The 14,505-nt window shown below is 56.7% G+C and carries 20 protein-coding genes; 12 read left to right on the forward strand and 8 right to left on the reverse strand.

Annotated features, from left to right (window positions below; genetic code table 11):
- The first annotated feature begins 14 nt into the window (after nucleotides 1-14).
- Nucleotides 15-899, forward strand: a complete 885-nt coding sequence (locus tag Thiosp_RS06315) for an IS66 family transposase (protein ID WP_323696899.1) — start codon at nucleotides 15-17, stop codon at nucleotides 897-899.
- On the forward strand, nucleotides 874-1,476 hold the full coding sequence (locus tag Thiosp_RS06320; RefSeq protein ID WP_323696900.1) for an IS66 family transposase: 603 nt from the start codon (nucleotides 874-876) through the stop codon (nucleotides 1,474-1,476). Before Thiosp_RS06315 ends, Thiosp_RS06320 begins: the two co-directional genes overlap by 26 nt.
- On the opposite strand, the gene Thiosp_RS06325 is transcribed toward Thiosp_RS06320, so the two are convergent.
- The gene (locus tag Thiosp_RS06325; RefSeq protein WP_323696901.1) at nucleotides 1,455-2,663 is read right to left on the reverse strand and encodes a glycosyltransferase family 4 protein; all 1,209 of its coding nucleotides are present in this window, start codon (nucleotides 2,661-2,663) and stop codon (nucleotides 1,455-1,457) included. The genes Thiosp_RS06320 and Thiosp_RS06325 overlap by 22 nt on opposite strands.
- Before the next feature lie 182 nt (nucleotides 2,664-2,845).
- Here Thiosp_RS06325 and Thiosp_RS06330 point away from each other — a divergent pair, with 182 nt between their 5' ends.
- Nucleotides 2,846-4,864, forward strand: coding sequence for a cellulase family glycosylhydrolase (locus Thiosp_RS06330; protein WP_323696902.1), 2,019 nt, complete (start codon nucleotides 2,846-2,848; stop codon nucleotides 4,862-4,864).
- Nucleotides 4,865-5,122: 258 nt separating this feature from the next.
- Here Thiosp_RS06330 and Thiosp_RS06335 read toward each other — a convergent pair whose 3' ends face one another.
- Complete coding sequence (locus Thiosp_RS06335) at nucleotides 5,123-5,515, reverse strand: FkbM family methyltransferase (RefSeq protein ID WP_323696903.1); 393 nt, start codon at nucleotides 5,513-5,515, stop codon at nucleotides 5,123-5,125.
- On the reverse strand, nucleotides 5,506-5,820 hold the full coding sequence (locus tag Thiosp_RS06340; RefSeq protein ID WP_323696904.1) for an FkbM family methyltransferase: 315 nt from the start codon (nucleotides 5,818-5,820) through the stop codon (nucleotides 5,506-5,508). Before Thiosp_RS06340 ends, Thiosp_RS06335 begins: the two co-directional genes overlap by 10 nt.
- A gap of 306 nt (nucleotides 5,821-6,126) precedes the next feature.
- Between Thiosp_RS06340 and Thiosp_RS06345 the strand changes: the two genes are divergently transcribed.
- A complete protein-coding gene (locus Thiosp_RS06345) occupies nucleotides 6,127-6,411 on the forward strand; it encodes a hypothetical protein (protein ID WP_323696905.1) in 285 nt (94 codons plus the stop codon).
- A gap of 90 nt (nucleotides 6,412-6,501) precedes the next feature.
- Here Thiosp_RS06345 and Thiosp_RS06350 read toward each other — a convergent pair whose 3' ends face one another.
- The 4 genes from Thiosp_RS06350 to Thiosp_RS06365 form a co-directional block, all read right to left on the reverse strand.
- Nucleotides 6,502-6,960 (reverse strand): type II toxin-antitoxin system YhaV family toxin, encoded by a 459-nt coding sequence (locus Thiosp_RS06350; RefSeq protein WP_456129270.1) that lies wholly within the window; start codon nucleotides 6,958-6,960, stop codon nucleotides 6,502-6,504.
- On the reverse strand, nucleotides 6,957-7,274 hold the full coding sequence (locus Thiosp_RS06355) for a type II toxin-antitoxin system PrlF family antitoxin (RefSeq protein WP_323696906.1): 318 nt from the start codon (nucleotides 7,272-7,274) through the stop codon (nucleotides 6,957-6,959). Before Thiosp_RS06355 ends, Thiosp_RS06350 begins: the two co-directional genes overlap by 4 nt.
- Nucleotides 7,275-7,707: 433 nt before the next feature.
- Nucleotides 7,708-8,472 (reverse strand): hypothetical protein, encoded by a 765-nt coding sequence (locus tag Thiosp_RS06360; protein ID WP_323696907.1) that lies wholly within the window; start codon nucleotides 8,470-8,472, stop codon nucleotides 7,708-7,710.
- A complete protein-coding gene (locus tag Thiosp_RS06365) occupies nucleotides 8,456-8,983 on the reverse strand; it encodes an FkbM family methyltransferase (protein ID WP_323696908.1) in 528 nt (175 codons plus the stop codon). Before Thiosp_RS06365 ends, Thiosp_RS06360 begins: the two co-directional genes overlap by 17 nt.
- Before the next feature lie 342 nt (nucleotides 8,984-9,325).
- Here Thiosp_RS06365 and Thiosp_RS06370 point away from each other — a divergent pair, with 342 nt between their 5' ends.
- From Thiosp_RS06370 to Thiosp_RS24660, 8 genes are all read left to right on the forward strand, one after another.
- Entirely contained in the window at nucleotides 9,326-9,586 is a 261-nt protein-coding gene (locus Thiosp_RS06370) for a hypothetical protein (protein ID WP_323696909.1), read from the forward strand.
- Between the two features lie 255 nt (nucleotides 9,587-9,841).
- Nucleotides 9,842-10,126, forward strand: coding sequence for a hypothetical protein (locus Thiosp_RS06375; protein WP_323696910.1), 285 nt, complete (start codon nucleotides 9,842-9,844; stop codon nucleotides 10,124-10,126).
- Nucleotides 10,127-10,246: 120 nt separating this feature from the next.
- Complete coding sequence (locus Thiosp_RS06380; protein WP_323696911.1) at nucleotides 10,247-10,522, forward strand: UPF0175 family protein; 276 nt, start codon at nucleotides 10,247-10,249, stop codon at nucleotides 10,520-10,522.
- On the forward strand, nucleotides 10,519-11,016 hold the full coding sequence (locus tag Thiosp_RS06385) for a DUF3368 domain-containing protein (protein WP_323696912.1): 498 nt from the start codon (nucleotides 10,519-10,521) through the stop codon (nucleotides 11,014-11,016). Before Thiosp_RS06380 ends, Thiosp_RS06385 begins: the two co-directional genes overlap by 4 nt.
- A 2-nt stretch (nucleotides 11,017-11,018) precedes the next feature.
- A complete protein-coding gene (locus Thiosp_RS06390; RefSeq protein ID WP_323696914.1) occupies nucleotides 11,019-11,867 on the forward strand; it encodes an Rpn family recombination-promoting nuclease/putative transposase in 849 nt (282 codons plus the stop codon).
- Nucleotides 11,868-12,011: 144 nt separating this feature from the next.
- Nucleotides 12,012-12,530: a glycosyltransferase gene (locus tag Thiosp_RS06395; RefSeq protein ID WP_323696915.1), complete on the forward strand. Its 519-nt coding sequence runs from the start codon at nucleotides 12,012-12,014 to the stop codon at nucleotides 12,528-12,530.
- Entirely contained in the window at nucleotides 12,527-13,474 is a 948-nt protein-coding gene (locus tag Thiosp_RS06400; protein ID WP_323696916.1) for an Rpn family recombination-promoting nuclease/putative transposase, read from the forward strand. Before Thiosp_RS06395 ends, Thiosp_RS06400 begins: the two co-directional genes overlap by 4 nt.
- 179 nt (nucleotides 13,475-13,653) lie before the next feature.
- Nucleotides 13,654-13,788 (forward strand): UPF0175 family protein, encoded by a 135-nt coding sequence (locus Thiosp_RS24660; RefSeq protein ID WP_407702787.1) that lies wholly within the window; start codon nucleotides 13,654-13,656, stop codon nucleotides 13,786-13,788.
- 341 nt (nucleotides 13,789-14,129) lie between these two features.
- Here Thiosp_RS24660 and Thiosp_RS06405 read toward each other — a convergent pair whose 3' ends face one another.
- Entirely contained in the window at nucleotides 14,130-14,447 is a 318-nt protein-coding gene (locus Thiosp_RS06405; protein ID WP_323696917.1) for a hypothetical protein, read from the reverse strand.
- Nucleotides 14,448-14,505 lie beyond the last annotated feature (58 nt).

Raw genomic sequence — 14,505 nt, forward strand, 5'->3', positions numbered from 1 at the left:
CGCTGGCGATCATTATGCCCAGCGTCAACAAGGCCTCCCTGCGCGAGGAGTTCGCCAGCCTGAAAACGCAGTTCGAGCAGGTCTGCGCCGCGGGCCAGGTGAGCGCGGAGGTGCGCACGCTGTTTGAAGCGCTGCTGGTGCTGTTTGAGTTGCTGATGGCGGTGTTCATGGAGAAGACCACCACCAAGACCAGCCGCAACTCCGGAGTGCCGCCGTCGCAGACCGATCAGGACGCGGACCCGCCGAATGGCTCCCGATCCGGCTCGCGTGCCAAAGGCCACGACCCTTCTCACAATCGCAGCCCCAACACCCGCACCATTGAGACTGTTACCACGCTCCCAGTCAAACAGTGCGAGCACTGCGCGGCGGATTTAAGCCAAACCCCCAGCCAGAGCCATGAGCGGCGCACGCGCATCGATATCGTCTTCGAGAAGACCGTCGATCACCTCGATGCCGAGATCAAGGACTGCCCGCACTGCGGGCAGCGCACCAAAGCACCTTTCCCAGCATCCTTTGCCGGACCGGTGCAATACGGTTTGGGCCTGCGCGCCTATGTGATCAATCTGCTGGTGGCGCAGATGGTCTCGCTTCAGCGGGTGGTGCAGTTGCTCAACACCTTCATCGAGCGGGTGGTCTCACAAGCGACCCTGCTCGGCTATGTCATGCACCTGCATGTGGCCCTGGCCCGCTGGGAGCAGGAGGCCATTGCGGCGCTCCTGAAGCTCCCGGCCATCCATGTCGATGAGACCTCTATCAAGGTTGATCGCACCAATCATTGGATTCATGTCTATGCCGGTGGGCAGATCACGCTGAAGTTCCTCCACCCCAAACGCGGACGCGAGGCGATTGAGGCGATCAACATCATTCCCCGCTATGGTGGGATCACCATCCATCCATGACTGTTGGGCGTCCTATCTGTCCTACGACCACTGCGACCATGGGCCGTGCGGTGCGCATCTCGTGCGCGAGCTGACCTTTGTCGTGGAGGCCAACGGCTATCGCTGGGCGGCGCGGATGAAAGAGTTGCTGTTGGATACCGCCAAGCAGGTGGCCAACAGCCCACACAAGTGCCTCTCGGAGGATGACTATCGCAAGCTGACCAAGCGCTATCGCGTCATCCTCGCCCGGGGAGCGAAGGAGTTGCCGCCGATTCCACCACGCCAGGATGGCAAGCGCGGGCGGGTGGCGAAATCCGATGCCCATAACCTCTGGGAGCGCCTTGAGCGTTACCAAGACGCCGTGCTGCTATTCGCCAAGCGCCCGGAGGTGGCCTTTACCAATAACCGCGCGGAGCGTGACTTGCGCATGAGCAAGGTCAAGCAGAAGGTCTCGGGGTGCTTCCGAACCCGGCAGTATGCCGAAGCCTATTGCCGTATCTCCAGTTATCTCCAGACCATGGCCTATCGCGGCTACAATCCCTTGGTGGCCATCCAGATGGCGCTGTCTGGGGAACTCTACGCTGGCGGGGGTGAGTAGTTACAGATATTGTTGTAAAGATCGATCAACTGGTCGAGATGAGTGTCCAATCCAAGTTGAGAAGTGCTGGCTTTCGCATGGGCCGCAACGGAGTAACCGGCTAAATTTTTCTGGACTCGGTGGATTGCGTTGACCCAGGAGTTAACTTCGGGAGTATCGACGACCACGCCCGTTATTCCGTCTCGGACAGCTTCGGCGGCGGCGCACCAGCGACCGGTTATCACTGGAATGCCAAGCGCAAGGGCTTCGTAGGCGACGAGTCCGAACGTTTCTGTCCAGCGACTTGGAAAAATCAGGCAGGCGGCTTTCTTTAACCAGGACTCAACCTCGGCCGGGGTCACCCATCCGGTGATGACTGCGCCCGGGTTCACCGCGTGGATCGCCGCGCGCTCGGGTCCGTCGCCAACAAAGACGACGGGCACCTTGGCTACCTTGGTCGCCTCCGCACACAACAGACCGCCTTTCTCGGCACTGAGGCGGCCGACAAAGACAACAAGCTTGTTATTTTCCGCTGGTACCCGCGGCCTATCCGCTACGGGCACTGGATTCGGAACGTAATGTTGGCGCACCAATGGATTAAAGTACGGCGCCATGGCGCGACGTTCGGTTTCGGAAATATAGATCACATCGCGAAGGTTGCGCGGCAGGCCGCCAAGGCTCCACAGCAATGCCTGGCGAACAACGCGCCATACTTTGTGCGAGAACTGCCGGACATCACAATGAGTGCGCAAGCAGTCGCTACCGAGCGGGCGTAGGGTGCAAATTGCATTTGCTTGGTAATCGTAGAACCCGCCATTTGGGCAGACAAGAAAGAACTCATGCATCGTATACACGTGCTTGATCGGGCCACCGGTCACTACCGGACCAATCGCTGGAGAAAGTGCTTTGGCGTATCCGTGACAGTGGACAATGGAATCCTTTGAAGAGTGCTCTTTCAGCAAGCACCACAATGCCCGCGCAGCCGTAAAATTCCACAGTCCTCTTGTCGCTGCCACCAGACGGCGTGGATCTGTTAGAATGTCATCTTGGTTTAGACAATAGACCTCGACACCGCACCGCAAGAGGCTCTTATCGACTGGTCCGCACGCGGCGAAATACTTAACTGTAATTCCGCGGGTGGCAAGGCCCTTCGCTGATTCAATGGCTACCTTAGCTTGTCCACCATTAATCCAGGCATGATCGTTCACTATAATCACATTTCTTACTTTACTCATAGCATGCACCTCTCTAGGCACACCTTTGCATTCTCAAAACGTTGAACAAAATTAGTCTTAATGCGATTGGCTGGCAGATTTTTGATCATTTTCCCATTAATAATAGTCCTGCGATTGGCTTTCAAAACTTGATAACTGATTAAAAAGGTAATCAAATGGTTTTTTATGATACTACATCTAGGCTTACCTGGTGCGTTTTCGTATCTATACTCGTCCTTTTTCCTACTGTAGTCTTACACAGTTCTGCAAATTCTAATGAAGACCAACAGTCTCAAGATGACGAAGCGGCAACTTCTCCTTACGGTATTTGCGCTCACCTTACTTGGGGTGATGACTATGATGATGCTGAGTTTCAACTTCAACAAATGAAATCGGCCGGCATTGGCTGGGCTCGCGTTGATTTTCCTTGGAAGCATATGGAGACCCAAAAGGGCGAATGGACGTATGATCGGTCGGACAACGTATTGGAGTTGTCGGGGAGTCTAGACGTCAATATCTTGCCAATCCTTATTGCGGAGCCTGCATGGGCGTCTCCAGCCTATCAGCACTTGGATGATTGGCGTAGTTATGTTCAAAATGTTGTCGGCCGCTACAAGAACAAGCTCCGTTATTGGGAAATTTGGAATGAGCAGAACGGACCTCACACTTGGTACGGCGAACCAAACGCAGCACAATATGCCCGTCTTCTTGAGGCCGCATACGAAGAAATAAAAAAGATTGATAAGGATTTGGTTGTCGTCATAGGCGGTCACTCTGGAATTCCGACAGAGTATATTGAGGCACTATACGCTGCTGGCGCAGGTTCATTTTTCGATGTAATGAATGTTCACCCGTATCAAATCGATCCTGAATCTTACCAATTTCGCGAACAACTGGATGAGCTCAAGAATCTCATGGGGCAACACGGCGATGATGGGAAGCCCATTTGGATTACGGAGTACGGCATTTCAACACAGAATAGTGTTCCAAAAGTTTCGGAATTATTAAGTGGTGTTGTGTCCGGCGGCCTCGCAGCGATCGACTCACAACGAGAAGACTGGTCACCGTTGCTACTTGATGATCCTAATTACCTTGGTGGATTTGGATATAAGGCTGAGGCTATTGCCATGAATATGTTCAAGCCGATGTCACCGGAAAAAATTAAATTGGAGGATCTCAAGGCACTTGAGCCATCAAAGAACGGCTTAATTGTTCTACCGCCAACAGAAACGTTTCCCATCAATTACTTCGATGATATTGAGCGTTATGTGCAAAGAGGTGGGGTTTTGATGTTTTGGGACGGGGTACCCCTGTATTATGATGCAACCAAATATAGTCGCGATAATCCGCTGAACTCGATAGTTAGCACATCTTACCGTGAACGCCTGCATGTCGGTTGGGAAGCTTATTGGACAAAAGATGGCGTGCCAACTAGTTCGACATCTAATAGTCCAGGCCGTAGTTGGACAGCTGATATCGATTTTCCCGAGAAGACACCTAAAGCTTCTCGTTTCTTAAACTCGGGTGCGATTAAAGACAATGATGAGTTTCTTCCGATTATTTACAGCTCTAACGACAGCTACCAAGGCGTGTCCGCTGCCGTGTACAAATTTGACAGCGAGCTAAAAGGTGGTCTGATTGTTTTAAGCTTTATTGGCGTGACCTGGGGTGAGACAGAGGAAAGACAAGCCCAAAGATTGCCCCGTAAATACCTAAGTACCTTGCAAGCCGGCATCAGCCTGATGTTCTGGTACGAATTTTTGGCTCATGAGTGGGATCCTTTCCATAACGAGGATCATTTCGGAATCGTTGGTCGTGAACATAATCATAAGCCAGCCTTCACTGCGATGGCAACTTTAACGCAAGCTAGGCCACCAGGATCAAGCGTCGTAGAAGAATTTTGGCGTTCAGACTCGGGCGATCTTTATCATCCGCAATGGAAAAGACCGGATGGAAATCTCGCTTGGGCAATATGGAAGCCAGAAGGCGAACAAACCTATAGCATTAGGGTGAAAGGTGATATTCACGATACGTTTGACTACCTCGGCAACCAGATTCCGATTAGTATGAATAACGGTGAGGCCACTCTCGTTTTTAGCGAGTCGATTGTTTATATAATTGGGCCTGAAGAAATTGAATTTACAAAGACAATTGGTGTTAATCCGCCTGAGAATCTCAGAATTACAGGGAATTAGTAGCTGAGTTCCTGCTGAGTTGAGTTCCGGGAGTTCCGGGGACATATATGGTCTTGAGGTCCGGGGACGAGTTCCGGGGACATTTACTTAATTCCGATATCATAGTAATCACAAACGGGTAATAAAAGGTCCAGGCTCGATGTGTTTTCCTGTTCCGAGTCGCGGTCCGAGTATCGGGAAAGCTTGGGGAAAAGTTGCGGGGAAAGGGACTAGGCCCGAGTTGTTGTTTAACACAGGAAGCCGCGGGTTTCGCACCGCTTAAGCCCTCCGAAACAGCCAGTCTGCCTGAATGCGCTGCCCCTGGTGAAACTGGGCATTAAAGTGTCCGCTGACGTGAAAGCCGGCGTCGAGAAGAAACTGCTCGATCTCCGCGCGTAGCGGTTGGCCTTGGTAGAGTTCGAGGTCTGAGGCCTCGACATCGACGGCGTCGATCTCCGGCAGCAGGGCGGTTGCACCTTTGAGCACTTCGAGTTCAAAGCCCTGAACGTCAATCTTGAGCAGGTAGGGGCGCGCCAGGGGTGAGGTCAGGCAAGTGTCCAGGCGTTGGATGGCGACGGGCAGGGCGCCGGATTCGTCCATGCCGAAGAGCGCCTTTTGCTGGGCGCCGAGCGCGAGCAGGGAGGAGGAATCAACCCGGCTGGCTAGACGCATGTCACCCTCACCCGGTACGACCCGAGGGCGCAGGTGTGGATTTTTGCCTGACGGCGGGTGACGCGCTCAAGGACAGCGCGCGGCGCGGGCAGTGGCTCGAAGCAGATCAGCCGCGCGCGCGGCCAGCGCAGGCGGGCGTAGGTGGCGAACTGGCCTTTGTTGGCGCCAACGTCGATGACGGTGGCGAAGCGCTCCTGACCCAGTGCGGTGTCATGTTCCAGGGTGGCGGCAACGCCCCGCGCGAGGGCCGGCCAGCAGCCAGGATTGAGCAGGAGACGGGAATATTTGCGCAGGCGCGGCGACATGGGCGAACCCCTCGGCAACAGTGGCGTGCGGCGACGGTCGGAAACCCTAGCACAGCAATGGACCGATTGCACGCAATGATCCGCTCGCGCGGTTGCGGTTTGTCAGTTGCCTGTTTCCAGATGCGGGAGTACCTCAGGGGAGTACCCCAGAGTACCCCAGGGTCAGACCACGTTTTTTGCCTGGCCATCTGGCGGTCTGCGCGGGCGCCAAGCGCGCGGCAGCCGCAAAGCCAACCGCTGCGGCCGCCGGTGAAGTCAACCCCAAGACGAAACCAGACGCCGAGCCTGCAAGCGAGAAGCCCTACAATGCCGTCCTATCGATTGCCCAACATGGCGATCTTTTTCATCTTGATGGCGCTCCTCACGCTGATCCTCAGCCTGATTCTGGTGCTGACCTATTGGCCGGGCAGCTCCGCGTATTTGGGCGAGCTTGATCCGCGCCTGTACCGGGAGTCGATCATCTGGGGCCTTGGCGGTGTGTTTGTTGCGTCTTTGTTCGCCGGCTTCGCCCGGCTGTTCCACGATCTGAATCGGCTGGCGGCGGCGTTGGAAAGCCGTCAGCACGGGACACGGCGCCAGGCCGGGGACTGATTGAGTGGATGATTTGCACAGACGGAGAGCCGTTCGTTCGTCGCGATCTCGAAGGCATCGTCGATGAGGAATAACCGGGACAGGCCACCTTTAATCTGTCGACCAATCCGACTGACTCACGGCAACCAGGCTATTCCAATCATCTGGCGGATTCCCTCGTTCAAGCATCTTCTCGAAGGTGGCGTAAGGATCGGACTTGCTACCGGCCGCTCGCAGCGTCTGCTCATCGTTGACCCAGGCAAACACGATGGTCTTTGCCCTGGAGTCGTAGCGGAAGAACAGACGGAACCGCCGTCCGACCTTCGCGCGTCGCCAATGCCGATAGGCTGGCCCAAGGGTGTTGCCTTGGCGGTATGCGTCCCGCGCGGGATCGCTTGGCACGGTCTCCAGAATCAACTGGCTCAACGCACGAAACAGCTTGACGTTGGCATTGCGCTCAAAGTCCATCGGATCGTTGCGCTCGGCGCGAGCGGCGGCGGCTTGCAGTTTTTGAAGCTGCTCGACGATGCAACTATGGAACAGGAGCACCCATCCGTGACGCTGGATCAAAGCGCCACGCCTCCCTCAATGTCTTCATCGAGGTCCAAGTCGTGACCGGCGCTTGCGAGCATGGCCTGGGCAAGCTCCACGGGCAATGTACCGACGTGCTGACCGTTGCGGATGTCCGCTTCCAGGAGGTTCAGAAATGCGCCGATCGCCGGATCTTGATGCTCGGAGTCGGCGCGGGTGACGATGACTTCGCCGCGACGCAGCTCGAAGGCCACCTTGCCACCGCTGATCACACCCAGCGTCTGGCGGATGGACTTGGGCAGGGTGAGCTGGCCTTTGGAGGTCAGGGTGGCAATTTCGTGGATGCACGTCATGGCGGTGACTCATATTAGGACGACAGCACGAATGTAAGGAATAATCCTTACGCCGTCAACCGAATAACAATTAAAGGTCGGGTAGCCGGGCAATTAAAGAAACTATGTAATTAAGGGTCCAGGCTCGAATTGGTTTTCGTGGCACTAGATGTTCATGCGCTGTTTCGGTGGATCATTAAGCGCTCGAACGTCTGATCACCGGCTCGGCCGAACGCGCACGTCTGGGCGCAAAGCAAAATAAAGGGTCCAGGCTCGATTTGTTTTCGAATTAAGGAACGAAGCCGCGTATGAAGCGGCCCGGCTCAAGTGATGACTAGTCTTCGGCTAAAGCCGTTACTAACTTTCGTTCCCTGAGGTTAAGATCAAGATAACCAAGACTCCCCCGTGAGACCGGGTGCGGGCTCGCAAGGTAAAGTATGACGGTTGCGAAGGATCAATGGCACCTATTCCGCCGCCCCGCAAAGAATAATCCGACAAGGGCAGAGCCAAACAGCCAAAAGGCCGCTGGAATTGGCACGGGTGCTTCGAAATAACCAACTTTGATTTGAAACATTGGGTCGGACCCTCTGAAATCTTCGCCGATCGTTAAGGATGCGATGCCGCGAAGGCTGAAGATTTCGGACATTTCCAGGCCAGTGAAGACGAGATATTGGCCATCTGCATCGCCAGTTAGAGAAGTACCACTGAGATCCAGGTAGCCGCGACTGTCGAATTTAAGCGATTCCAAGTCGAGGGTGATTGATCCTCTTCCCTCGGTCCCTTTGGCGCGCAACACGACCGTGTTCGGTGCGGTGTCGTGGTGATTAAAAACACTGGTCAGGCTAGTCTCTAATTCCGATTCCCAGCTATCATCGGCTAAATCTTGGATGGACTGGGTTGCGTTGACCGTAGATCCATTGTTGTAATGCTGAAAGTCAAATGAAAAGTTGGACTCGGATCCCCAGTTTTGCTGTCCTTGTGCGAGAGGCTGGTCGTTTCCATCGACGATGCCACGTTCCCAATCACCGGTTGTTGCATTGTTGCCGGCACGAACGTTGCTGCCATAGTACTTAGTCCAGTTGGTTCCGAACGCATTGCGCCATTCGTCATCGGAATCGTAGGTTGTCACACTAACCGCTGCGAGGCTCGGCAAGGACGTTGCAAAGAAGATGAACCCAAAAAAGACTCCAGTAATGCGCGATTTACTTTGAATTTTCATAAGACTCTCCGTTTTCAGCAAATCTCGATTCATGAATAGGGCCAGCACAAATGGTCGTCAAAGCGTTTCGAGTTGCTGGCAATATGGGTCTTGGATCATAAATCGGACCAACCCGAGCGCATGAAAAGGGTGCGGACGGGGCGAATGCCCCGTCCGGCGGGGTATCCGGCGTGTTCAGGTGGTTCGGGTTATGATCAAGGTCCATGTCACACTCGCCAAGTGCGGCCCCGAGGGCGCAGGTGTGGATTTCTGCCTGACGGCGGGTGACGCGCTCAAGGACGGCGCGCGGCGCGGGCAGCGGCTCGAAGCAGATCAGCCGCGCGCGCGGCCAGCGCAGGCGGGCGTAGGTGGCGAACTGGCCTTTGTTGGCGCCAACGTCGATGACGGTGGCGAAGCGCTCCTGACCCAGTGCGGTGTCATGTTCCAGGGTGGCGGCAACGCCCCGCGCGAGGGCCGGCCAGCAGCCAGGATTGAGCAGGAGACGGGAATATTTGCGCAGGCGCGGCGACATGGGCGAACCCCTCGGCAACAGTGGCGTGCGGCGACGGTCGGAAACCCTAGCACAGGAACGGACCGATTGCACGCAATGATCCGCTCGCGCGGTTGCGGTTTGTTAGTTGCCTGTTTTTAGATGCGGGAGTACCTCAGGGGAGTACCCCAGAGAGTACCCCAGAGTACCCCAGGGTCAGACCACGTTTTTTGCCTGGCCATCTGGCGGTCTGCGCGGGCGCCAAGCGCGCGGCAGCCGCAAAGCCAACCGCTGCGGCCGCCGGTGAAGTCAACCCCAAGACGAAACCAGAAGCCGAGCCTGCAAGTGAGAAGCCCTACAATGCCGTCCTATCGATTGCCCACCATGTCGATCTTTTTCATTTTGATGGCGCTCCTTACGCTGATCCTCAGCCTGATTTTGGTGCTGACCTATTGGCCGGGCAGCTCCGCGTATTTGGGCGAGCTTGATCCGCGCCTGTACTGGGAGTCGATCATCTGGGGCCTTGGCGGTGTGTTTGTTGCGTCGTTGTTCGCCGGCTTCGCCCGGCTGTTCCACGATCTGAATCGGCTGGCGGCGGCGTGGGAGAGCCGACAGCACGGGACACGGCGCCAGGCCGGGGACTGATTGAGTGGATGATTTGCACAGACGGAGAGCCGTTCGTTCGTCGCGATCTCGAAGGCATCGTCGATGTGCTGTTCAAAAAATTGGATCGCATTGTGATCTCAACATCCGGCTGGCATTACAAGAGCGCATCATTTCCCTGGCCGAGCGTTTCCCGGACAGCGGGATTCGTGTCAGTATGGAGGGATTATCGCCGCGCAACGATGATTTGAGAGGTCGCGAAAGCGGGTCCACCTCATAAGTGAAAAGGCACGACAGGTGCGCGAGAAAGTCGCGACCTGCCCTAAATACTGCTGGTTGGTGGGAACCGCCGCCCCGGTGATGAAAAAATTCATCAAGCATCCGACCCAGTGGGTGGTCAAGAACAAGCTCAAGTCGGTGCTCGGCAAATCAATCTGCATTGATCATGGGCCCTATTACGATGTGGGGCAAGATCCGCGTCAAGGCGATCTGCGGGGTGGCGATGCTCAACAACAGCAACAAAATATCGAGCCGTATCGCCTTTCGGAAAGCGAGTTGAAGGATATGCTGATAGTGGATTAGCCGCGCAAGTTGGGTTGTGCCGGTACCAATCAACGCAGGGCGCATGAAGGTCACAGATTACATCGCAAGTTCAGAACCCGACGCGCTTTCTGCAATTACAACAACGCTGGAGATCTTTTCATGCCAACACTGAGTCTCTCCATTCCAGATTCCGCGTTCTCCGCGTTGCGACGCTCACCGCTGGAGCTTGGGCGCGAACTCAAGCTTGCTGCGGCGATTCATTGGTATGCGCGCGGTCTGATGTCACAGGAGCGAGCATCTGAACTGGCCGGCTTGAATCGCCGGGACTTTATCCATGCGCTAGCCCGGGAGGGCGTGGACGTTTTTATCCTCGATGACGAGAGTCTCTCCCGCGAGCTTGGCCTCGACCGGACGCCCGCAAGCTCGACTCCATGACGATTTTGCTTCAACCACTTGTGGTCAATACCTCGCCGCTCATCCATCTGGCAGAGGCGGGACTGTTGAAATTGCTCGCAGACGCGGCATCGAGCGTTTGGGTACCTGAACCGGTTGCCCAGGAAATACGCGCCTATGGAAAACAAGACCCAACCGCACGAGCATTGGCGACCGAAACCTGGTTGGAAGAGCGACCGGTTCCCGAGGCAGGCTTGCCTCAAATAATAGCGTGGGATCTCGGGGCGGGAGAGTCTGCGGTACTGGAGTTGGCGCACCGCTTTCCCGGTACCACAGCCGTGATTGACGATCTCGCTGCACGTCGTTGTGCGGAGGCGCTTGGTATCCCACTGCGTGGCACCGTTGGTCTCGTGTTGGCCGCAAAACAGGTGGGCCGACTATCCAGTGCCCGCTCGGTTCTCGAACGACTCAAAGACAGCGGAATGTATCTATCGGATGATGTGCTGCGAAAAGCACTGAGGCTGGTCGGTGAATAGCCGTGCGAATTCCGGGGATAGACACCTTCGTGACCGAGGCGCTGCGCAAGGTCTACTCCGACCTGATCTATCAAATTCCTTATCGCGATGCCCAACTCTCGGTCTATCTGCTCTTTGAGCACAAGAGCCGCTCCGAGCATTGGGTGCTGTTGCAACTGCTGCGCTACATTGTCGCCAGCGGCGAGCTATACCGCGACCAGCACCCCGAGGCCAAGCGCCTGCCGCCGGTGTTCCCGCTGGTGCTCTATCACGGTCAGGAACACTGGCGTGCGCCCGCGCACTTTCACGACCTCATCGATCCGCTGCCCGAGGCGCTCAAGCCCTTTGTGCCCCAGTTTGGCTATGCACTGCACGACATCTCGGCCCGCAGCAACACGGAGATCAAGGGCGCGGTGCTGTCGCGACTGGTGCAGCTCGCGCTGCGCTACATCTATAGCGACCAACCCGCAGAGCGCTTCCGCGAGCTGCTCGAATTGATCACCAAGGTTAGCCGTGACCCCACCGCGCTCGACATTCTGGAATCCCTGCTGCGCTACTATGTCCAAGGCACTGGGCGACTCGACGAAACCCAGGTCTGTCGCCTCCTCGAACAAACCCTCTCCGGAGAGCCCCTGATGGAAACCTTCATCGACCGCTACATTGCCCAAGGCGAACAGCGCGGCATCCAGCTTGGCGAACAGCGTGGCATCCAGCTTGGCGAAGCCAAAACGCTGCTGCGCCTGATCGAGCGCAAATTCGGCCCACCCAGCGAGCCCATCCGCGAGCGGATCACGCAAGCCGATTCCGACACCCTACTCATGTGGTTCGACCGTGCCATCGACGCCCGCAGCCTCGACGACGTCTTGCACTGAAACGAGTACTGAGTAAGGATGAGCATGCCCACTGAGCGCGAACAACCGGTGAAAACCTCACCGCCGCGGCCAGGGTACAGCTCGTCTCGCTTGACGACTGGACCGAGAAGGCCGGTAGCGCGCCGCCGGTGCGTCAGCACCCCGATGCTCTACAGCGGCAACATCGGCCGCAAACAGGGGCTGGATCAGCTCATTGACCTCGCCGCACGGCTGCAACAGCGCCAAGTGCAGGCGACGGTGATCATCCGTGGCGACGGAAACGACCGCGAGACGCTGCAGCAGCAGGCCGCTGCCCAGGCCTTGAGCAACCTGCGCTTCGAGCCGCTGTGCCCGGCAGAGCGCCTCGCCGAAGGCTTGGCCGAGGGCCACATCCATCTGGTGCCGCAGAACCCCGCCGTGCCCGACTCGCCGCTCGATCAACTGCGCGCCGCCTCCGATGCCTTCGTCACCTGCCCGCCCAATGACCCGACCGCCTTCGCTGATGCCGTCGAGCGCCTGCTCGCCAATCCCGCCGAGCGCGCCCGCTTAGGCGCGAATGGTCGCGCCTATGTCGAGCGCCACGCCGGTCGCGTGGCCGCGCTGCGCGCCTATGATGCGGTGATCACTAACCCGCTCGACCCAAGCGCAATCCACAGCCAATCGCGCGCAGGGGAGGCGGCATGACTAGCACTCCGACCCCGCACGACTGTTTCTTCCGCGAGAACTTCGTGCGGCCGTCGGTTGCGCGCGACTTTCTGCGCCACGTCCTGCCGCCGGTGCTGCTCGCCGATCTCGATCTGGAGCGGCTGGTCATCTCGCCCGACACCTTCGTCACCGAGGCGCTGCGCAAAATCTACTCCGACCTGATCTACCAGATTCCCTATCGCGACAGCACCCTGTCGGTCTATCTGCTGTTCGAGCACAAGAGCCGCTCCGACCATTGGGTGCTGTTGCAACTGCTGCGCTATATTGTTGCCAGCGGCGAGTTGTATAAAAATCAGAACCCTGATGCAAAGACGCTCCCGCCCATTTATCCCTTGGTGCTCTACCACGGCCAGACGCGATGGCGCGCCCCCGCGTGCTTCCACGACCTGATCAACCCACTGCCCGAGGCGCTGAAGCCCTTCGTGCCTCAGTTCGGCTACGCGTTGCACGACATCTCGGCCAGAAGCACCACCGAAATCAAAGGCGAGGTGCTCACCCGGCTAATCCAGCTTGCGCTCCGCCACATCTACAGCGACCGACCCAGCGCCCGGTTTGAGGAACTCCTGCACTTGATCACCAAAGTCAGCCGCGACCAGACCGCGCTCATGATTCTTGAATCCCTGCTGCGCTACTATGTCCAAGGAACAGGGCGCCTTGATGAACAACAAGCACGCGTCCTCCTAAAACAGACCTTTCCCGGAGAACCGCTGATGGAAACCTGGATCGACCGCTACATTGAACAAGGAAAACACCTTGGTGAACAACGTGGTCAAGCCAAGACACTTCTGCGCTTAATCGAGCGCAAGTTCGGCCCACCCAGCGAGCCGATCCGCAGGCGGATCACCCAAGCCGACGCTGATACCCTGCTGGAATGGACTGACCGTATCCTTGACGCCCGCAGTCTTGATGAGGTCTTGCATTGAGTGGATCGCCGATAAACCATCAAATCGCAGCACAAACCGTGGTCTGACTCGATATTGCTTGGCAAAAAGTCATTCGACCCTGGACTCTTCTCTGTATGAACTCCTTAAATATTGATTATCCTGACTCGCTCCCAGCGGTATTGAATCTGTCGCCACTGGAGTTCGAGCGCGATGCGCGCATGGCGCTTGCGGTCAAGTTGTTCGAGTCCGGGCGCTTGACATCTGGGCGAGCGGCGGCATGGGCCAATCTGTCGCGTGCCGCGTTTCTCCTCGAATGTCCTCGCTGGGGGGGGCGCGAGTGTAGGCTGGGATGAGACTGAAATCGAGATCGAACTCATGGGGCTCGATGGCCCGGCGACACGATGATGCGTGGGATCGTTTGCAATACAGAGCCATTGATTGCGTTGGAGCGGGTCGGGCTGCTTCCTCTGTTTGGTCCGTTGTTTGGCCATGTTCTGAGTCCAGCGGCGGTCATCCAGTTGGCCCAAGCCTTGCGCATTGACCAAGTCTTGATCGATGATCGCAAGGGACGGAAGATCGCGCGGGATATTTATGGGCTGCGCACACTGGGAAGGGTGAGGGTCTTGCTGGAGGCCAACCCGGGTGGTTTGATCGACGCGATACGCCAACCTTTGGAATCGATGCGAGAACACGGCTACGCATTCATGAAGAGATCGTGCAGGCAGCATTGTGACAGGCTGGCGAGGCGCTTTAGATGATCGAATCCTGCTTGGTCGCTTCGCTCAATACCACCCTTCGCCGCCCGTTGGCGAAACGTGCGGGCGCGTTGCAATGGAAAACCTGACCCCGGTGTTCCAATTAGGTGAACTGTCCCCGGAATCCGAGCATCGTATCTTCCTGTTTTTATAATGGTTTCCTTTTCCTCGACCTGACCGACCCGTTGCCGGATGCGCGGAAACAATTGTTGCCGCAGCCAGGCTATTCTTTTAAGAACCTTCTCCGCGAGGAACAACGGATTCTCTCGTATTGGAAAATAACCAACCTCTACACGAAATAATAATCGCAGCGAT

Origin of the sequence: Thiorhodovibrio litoralis (assembly GCF_033954455.1) — a bacterium.
GTDB classification, from domain to species: Bacteria; Pseudomonadota; Gammaproteobacteria; order Chromatiales; family Chromatiaceae; genus Thiorhodovibrio; species Thiorhodovibrio litoralis.

Coding starts and splice junctions, on each gene's coding strand:
- Thiosp_RS06380 (WP_323696911.1), top strand. CDS start 10,247: ATGCCAACACTGAGTCTCTCCATTCCAGATTCCGCGTTCTCCGCGTTG.
- Thiosp_RS06355 (WP_323696906.1), bottom strand. CDS start 7,274: ATGACGTGCATCCACGAAATTGCCACCCTGACCTCCAAAGGCCAGCTC.
- Thiosp_RS06345 (WP_323696905.1), top strand. CDS start 6,127: ATGCCGTCCTATCGATTGCCCAACATGGCGATCTTTTTCATCTTGATG.
- Thiosp_RS24660 (WP_407702787.1), top strand. CDS start 13,654: ATGGCGCTTGCGGTCAAGTTGTTCGAGTCCGGGCGCTTGACATCTGGG.
- Thiosp_RS06315 (WP_323696899.1), top strand. CDS start 15: ATGCCCAGCGTCAACAAGGCCTCCCTGCGCGAGGAGTTCGCCAGCCTG.
- Thiosp_RS06320 (WP_323696900.1), top strand. CDS start 874: ATGGTGGGATCACCATCCATCCATGACTGTTGGGCGTCCTATCTGTCC.
- Thiosp_RS06340 (WP_323696904.1), bottom strand. CDS start 5,820: ATGTCGCCGCGCCTGCGCAAATATTCCCGTCTCCTGCTCAATCCTGGC.
- Thiosp_RS06360 (WP_323696907.1), bottom strand. CDS start 8,472: ATGAAAATTCAAAGTAAATCGCGCATTACTGGAGTCTTTTTTGGGTTC.
- Thiosp_RS06370 (WP_323696909.1), top strand. CDS start 9,326: ATGTCGATCTTTTTCATTTTGATGGCGCTCCTTACGCTGATCCTCAGC.
- Thiosp_RS06330 (WP_323696902.1), top strand. CDS start 2,846: ATGGTTTTTTATGATACTACATCTAGGCTTACCTGGTGCGTTTTCGTA.
- Thiosp_RS06365 (WP_323696908.1), bottom strand. CDS start 8,983: ATGTCGCCGCGCCTGCGCAAATATTCCCGTCTCCTGCTCAATCCTGGC.
- Thiosp_RS06385 (WP_323696912.1), top strand. CDS start 10,519: ATGACGATTTTGCTTCAACCACTTGTGGTCAATACCTCGCCGCTCATC.
- Thiosp_RS06335 (WP_323696903.1), bottom strand. CDS start 5,515: ATGCGTCTAGCCAGCCGGGTTGATTCCTCCTCCCTGCTCGCGCTCGGC.
- Thiosp_RS06400 (WP_323696916.1), top strand. CDS start 12,527: ATGACTAGCACTCCGACCCCGCACGACTGTTTCTTCCGCGAGAACTTC.
- Thiosp_RS06395 (WP_323696915.1), top strand. CDS start 12,012: ATGCTCTACAGCGGCAACATCGGCCGCAAACAGGGGCTGGATCAGCTC.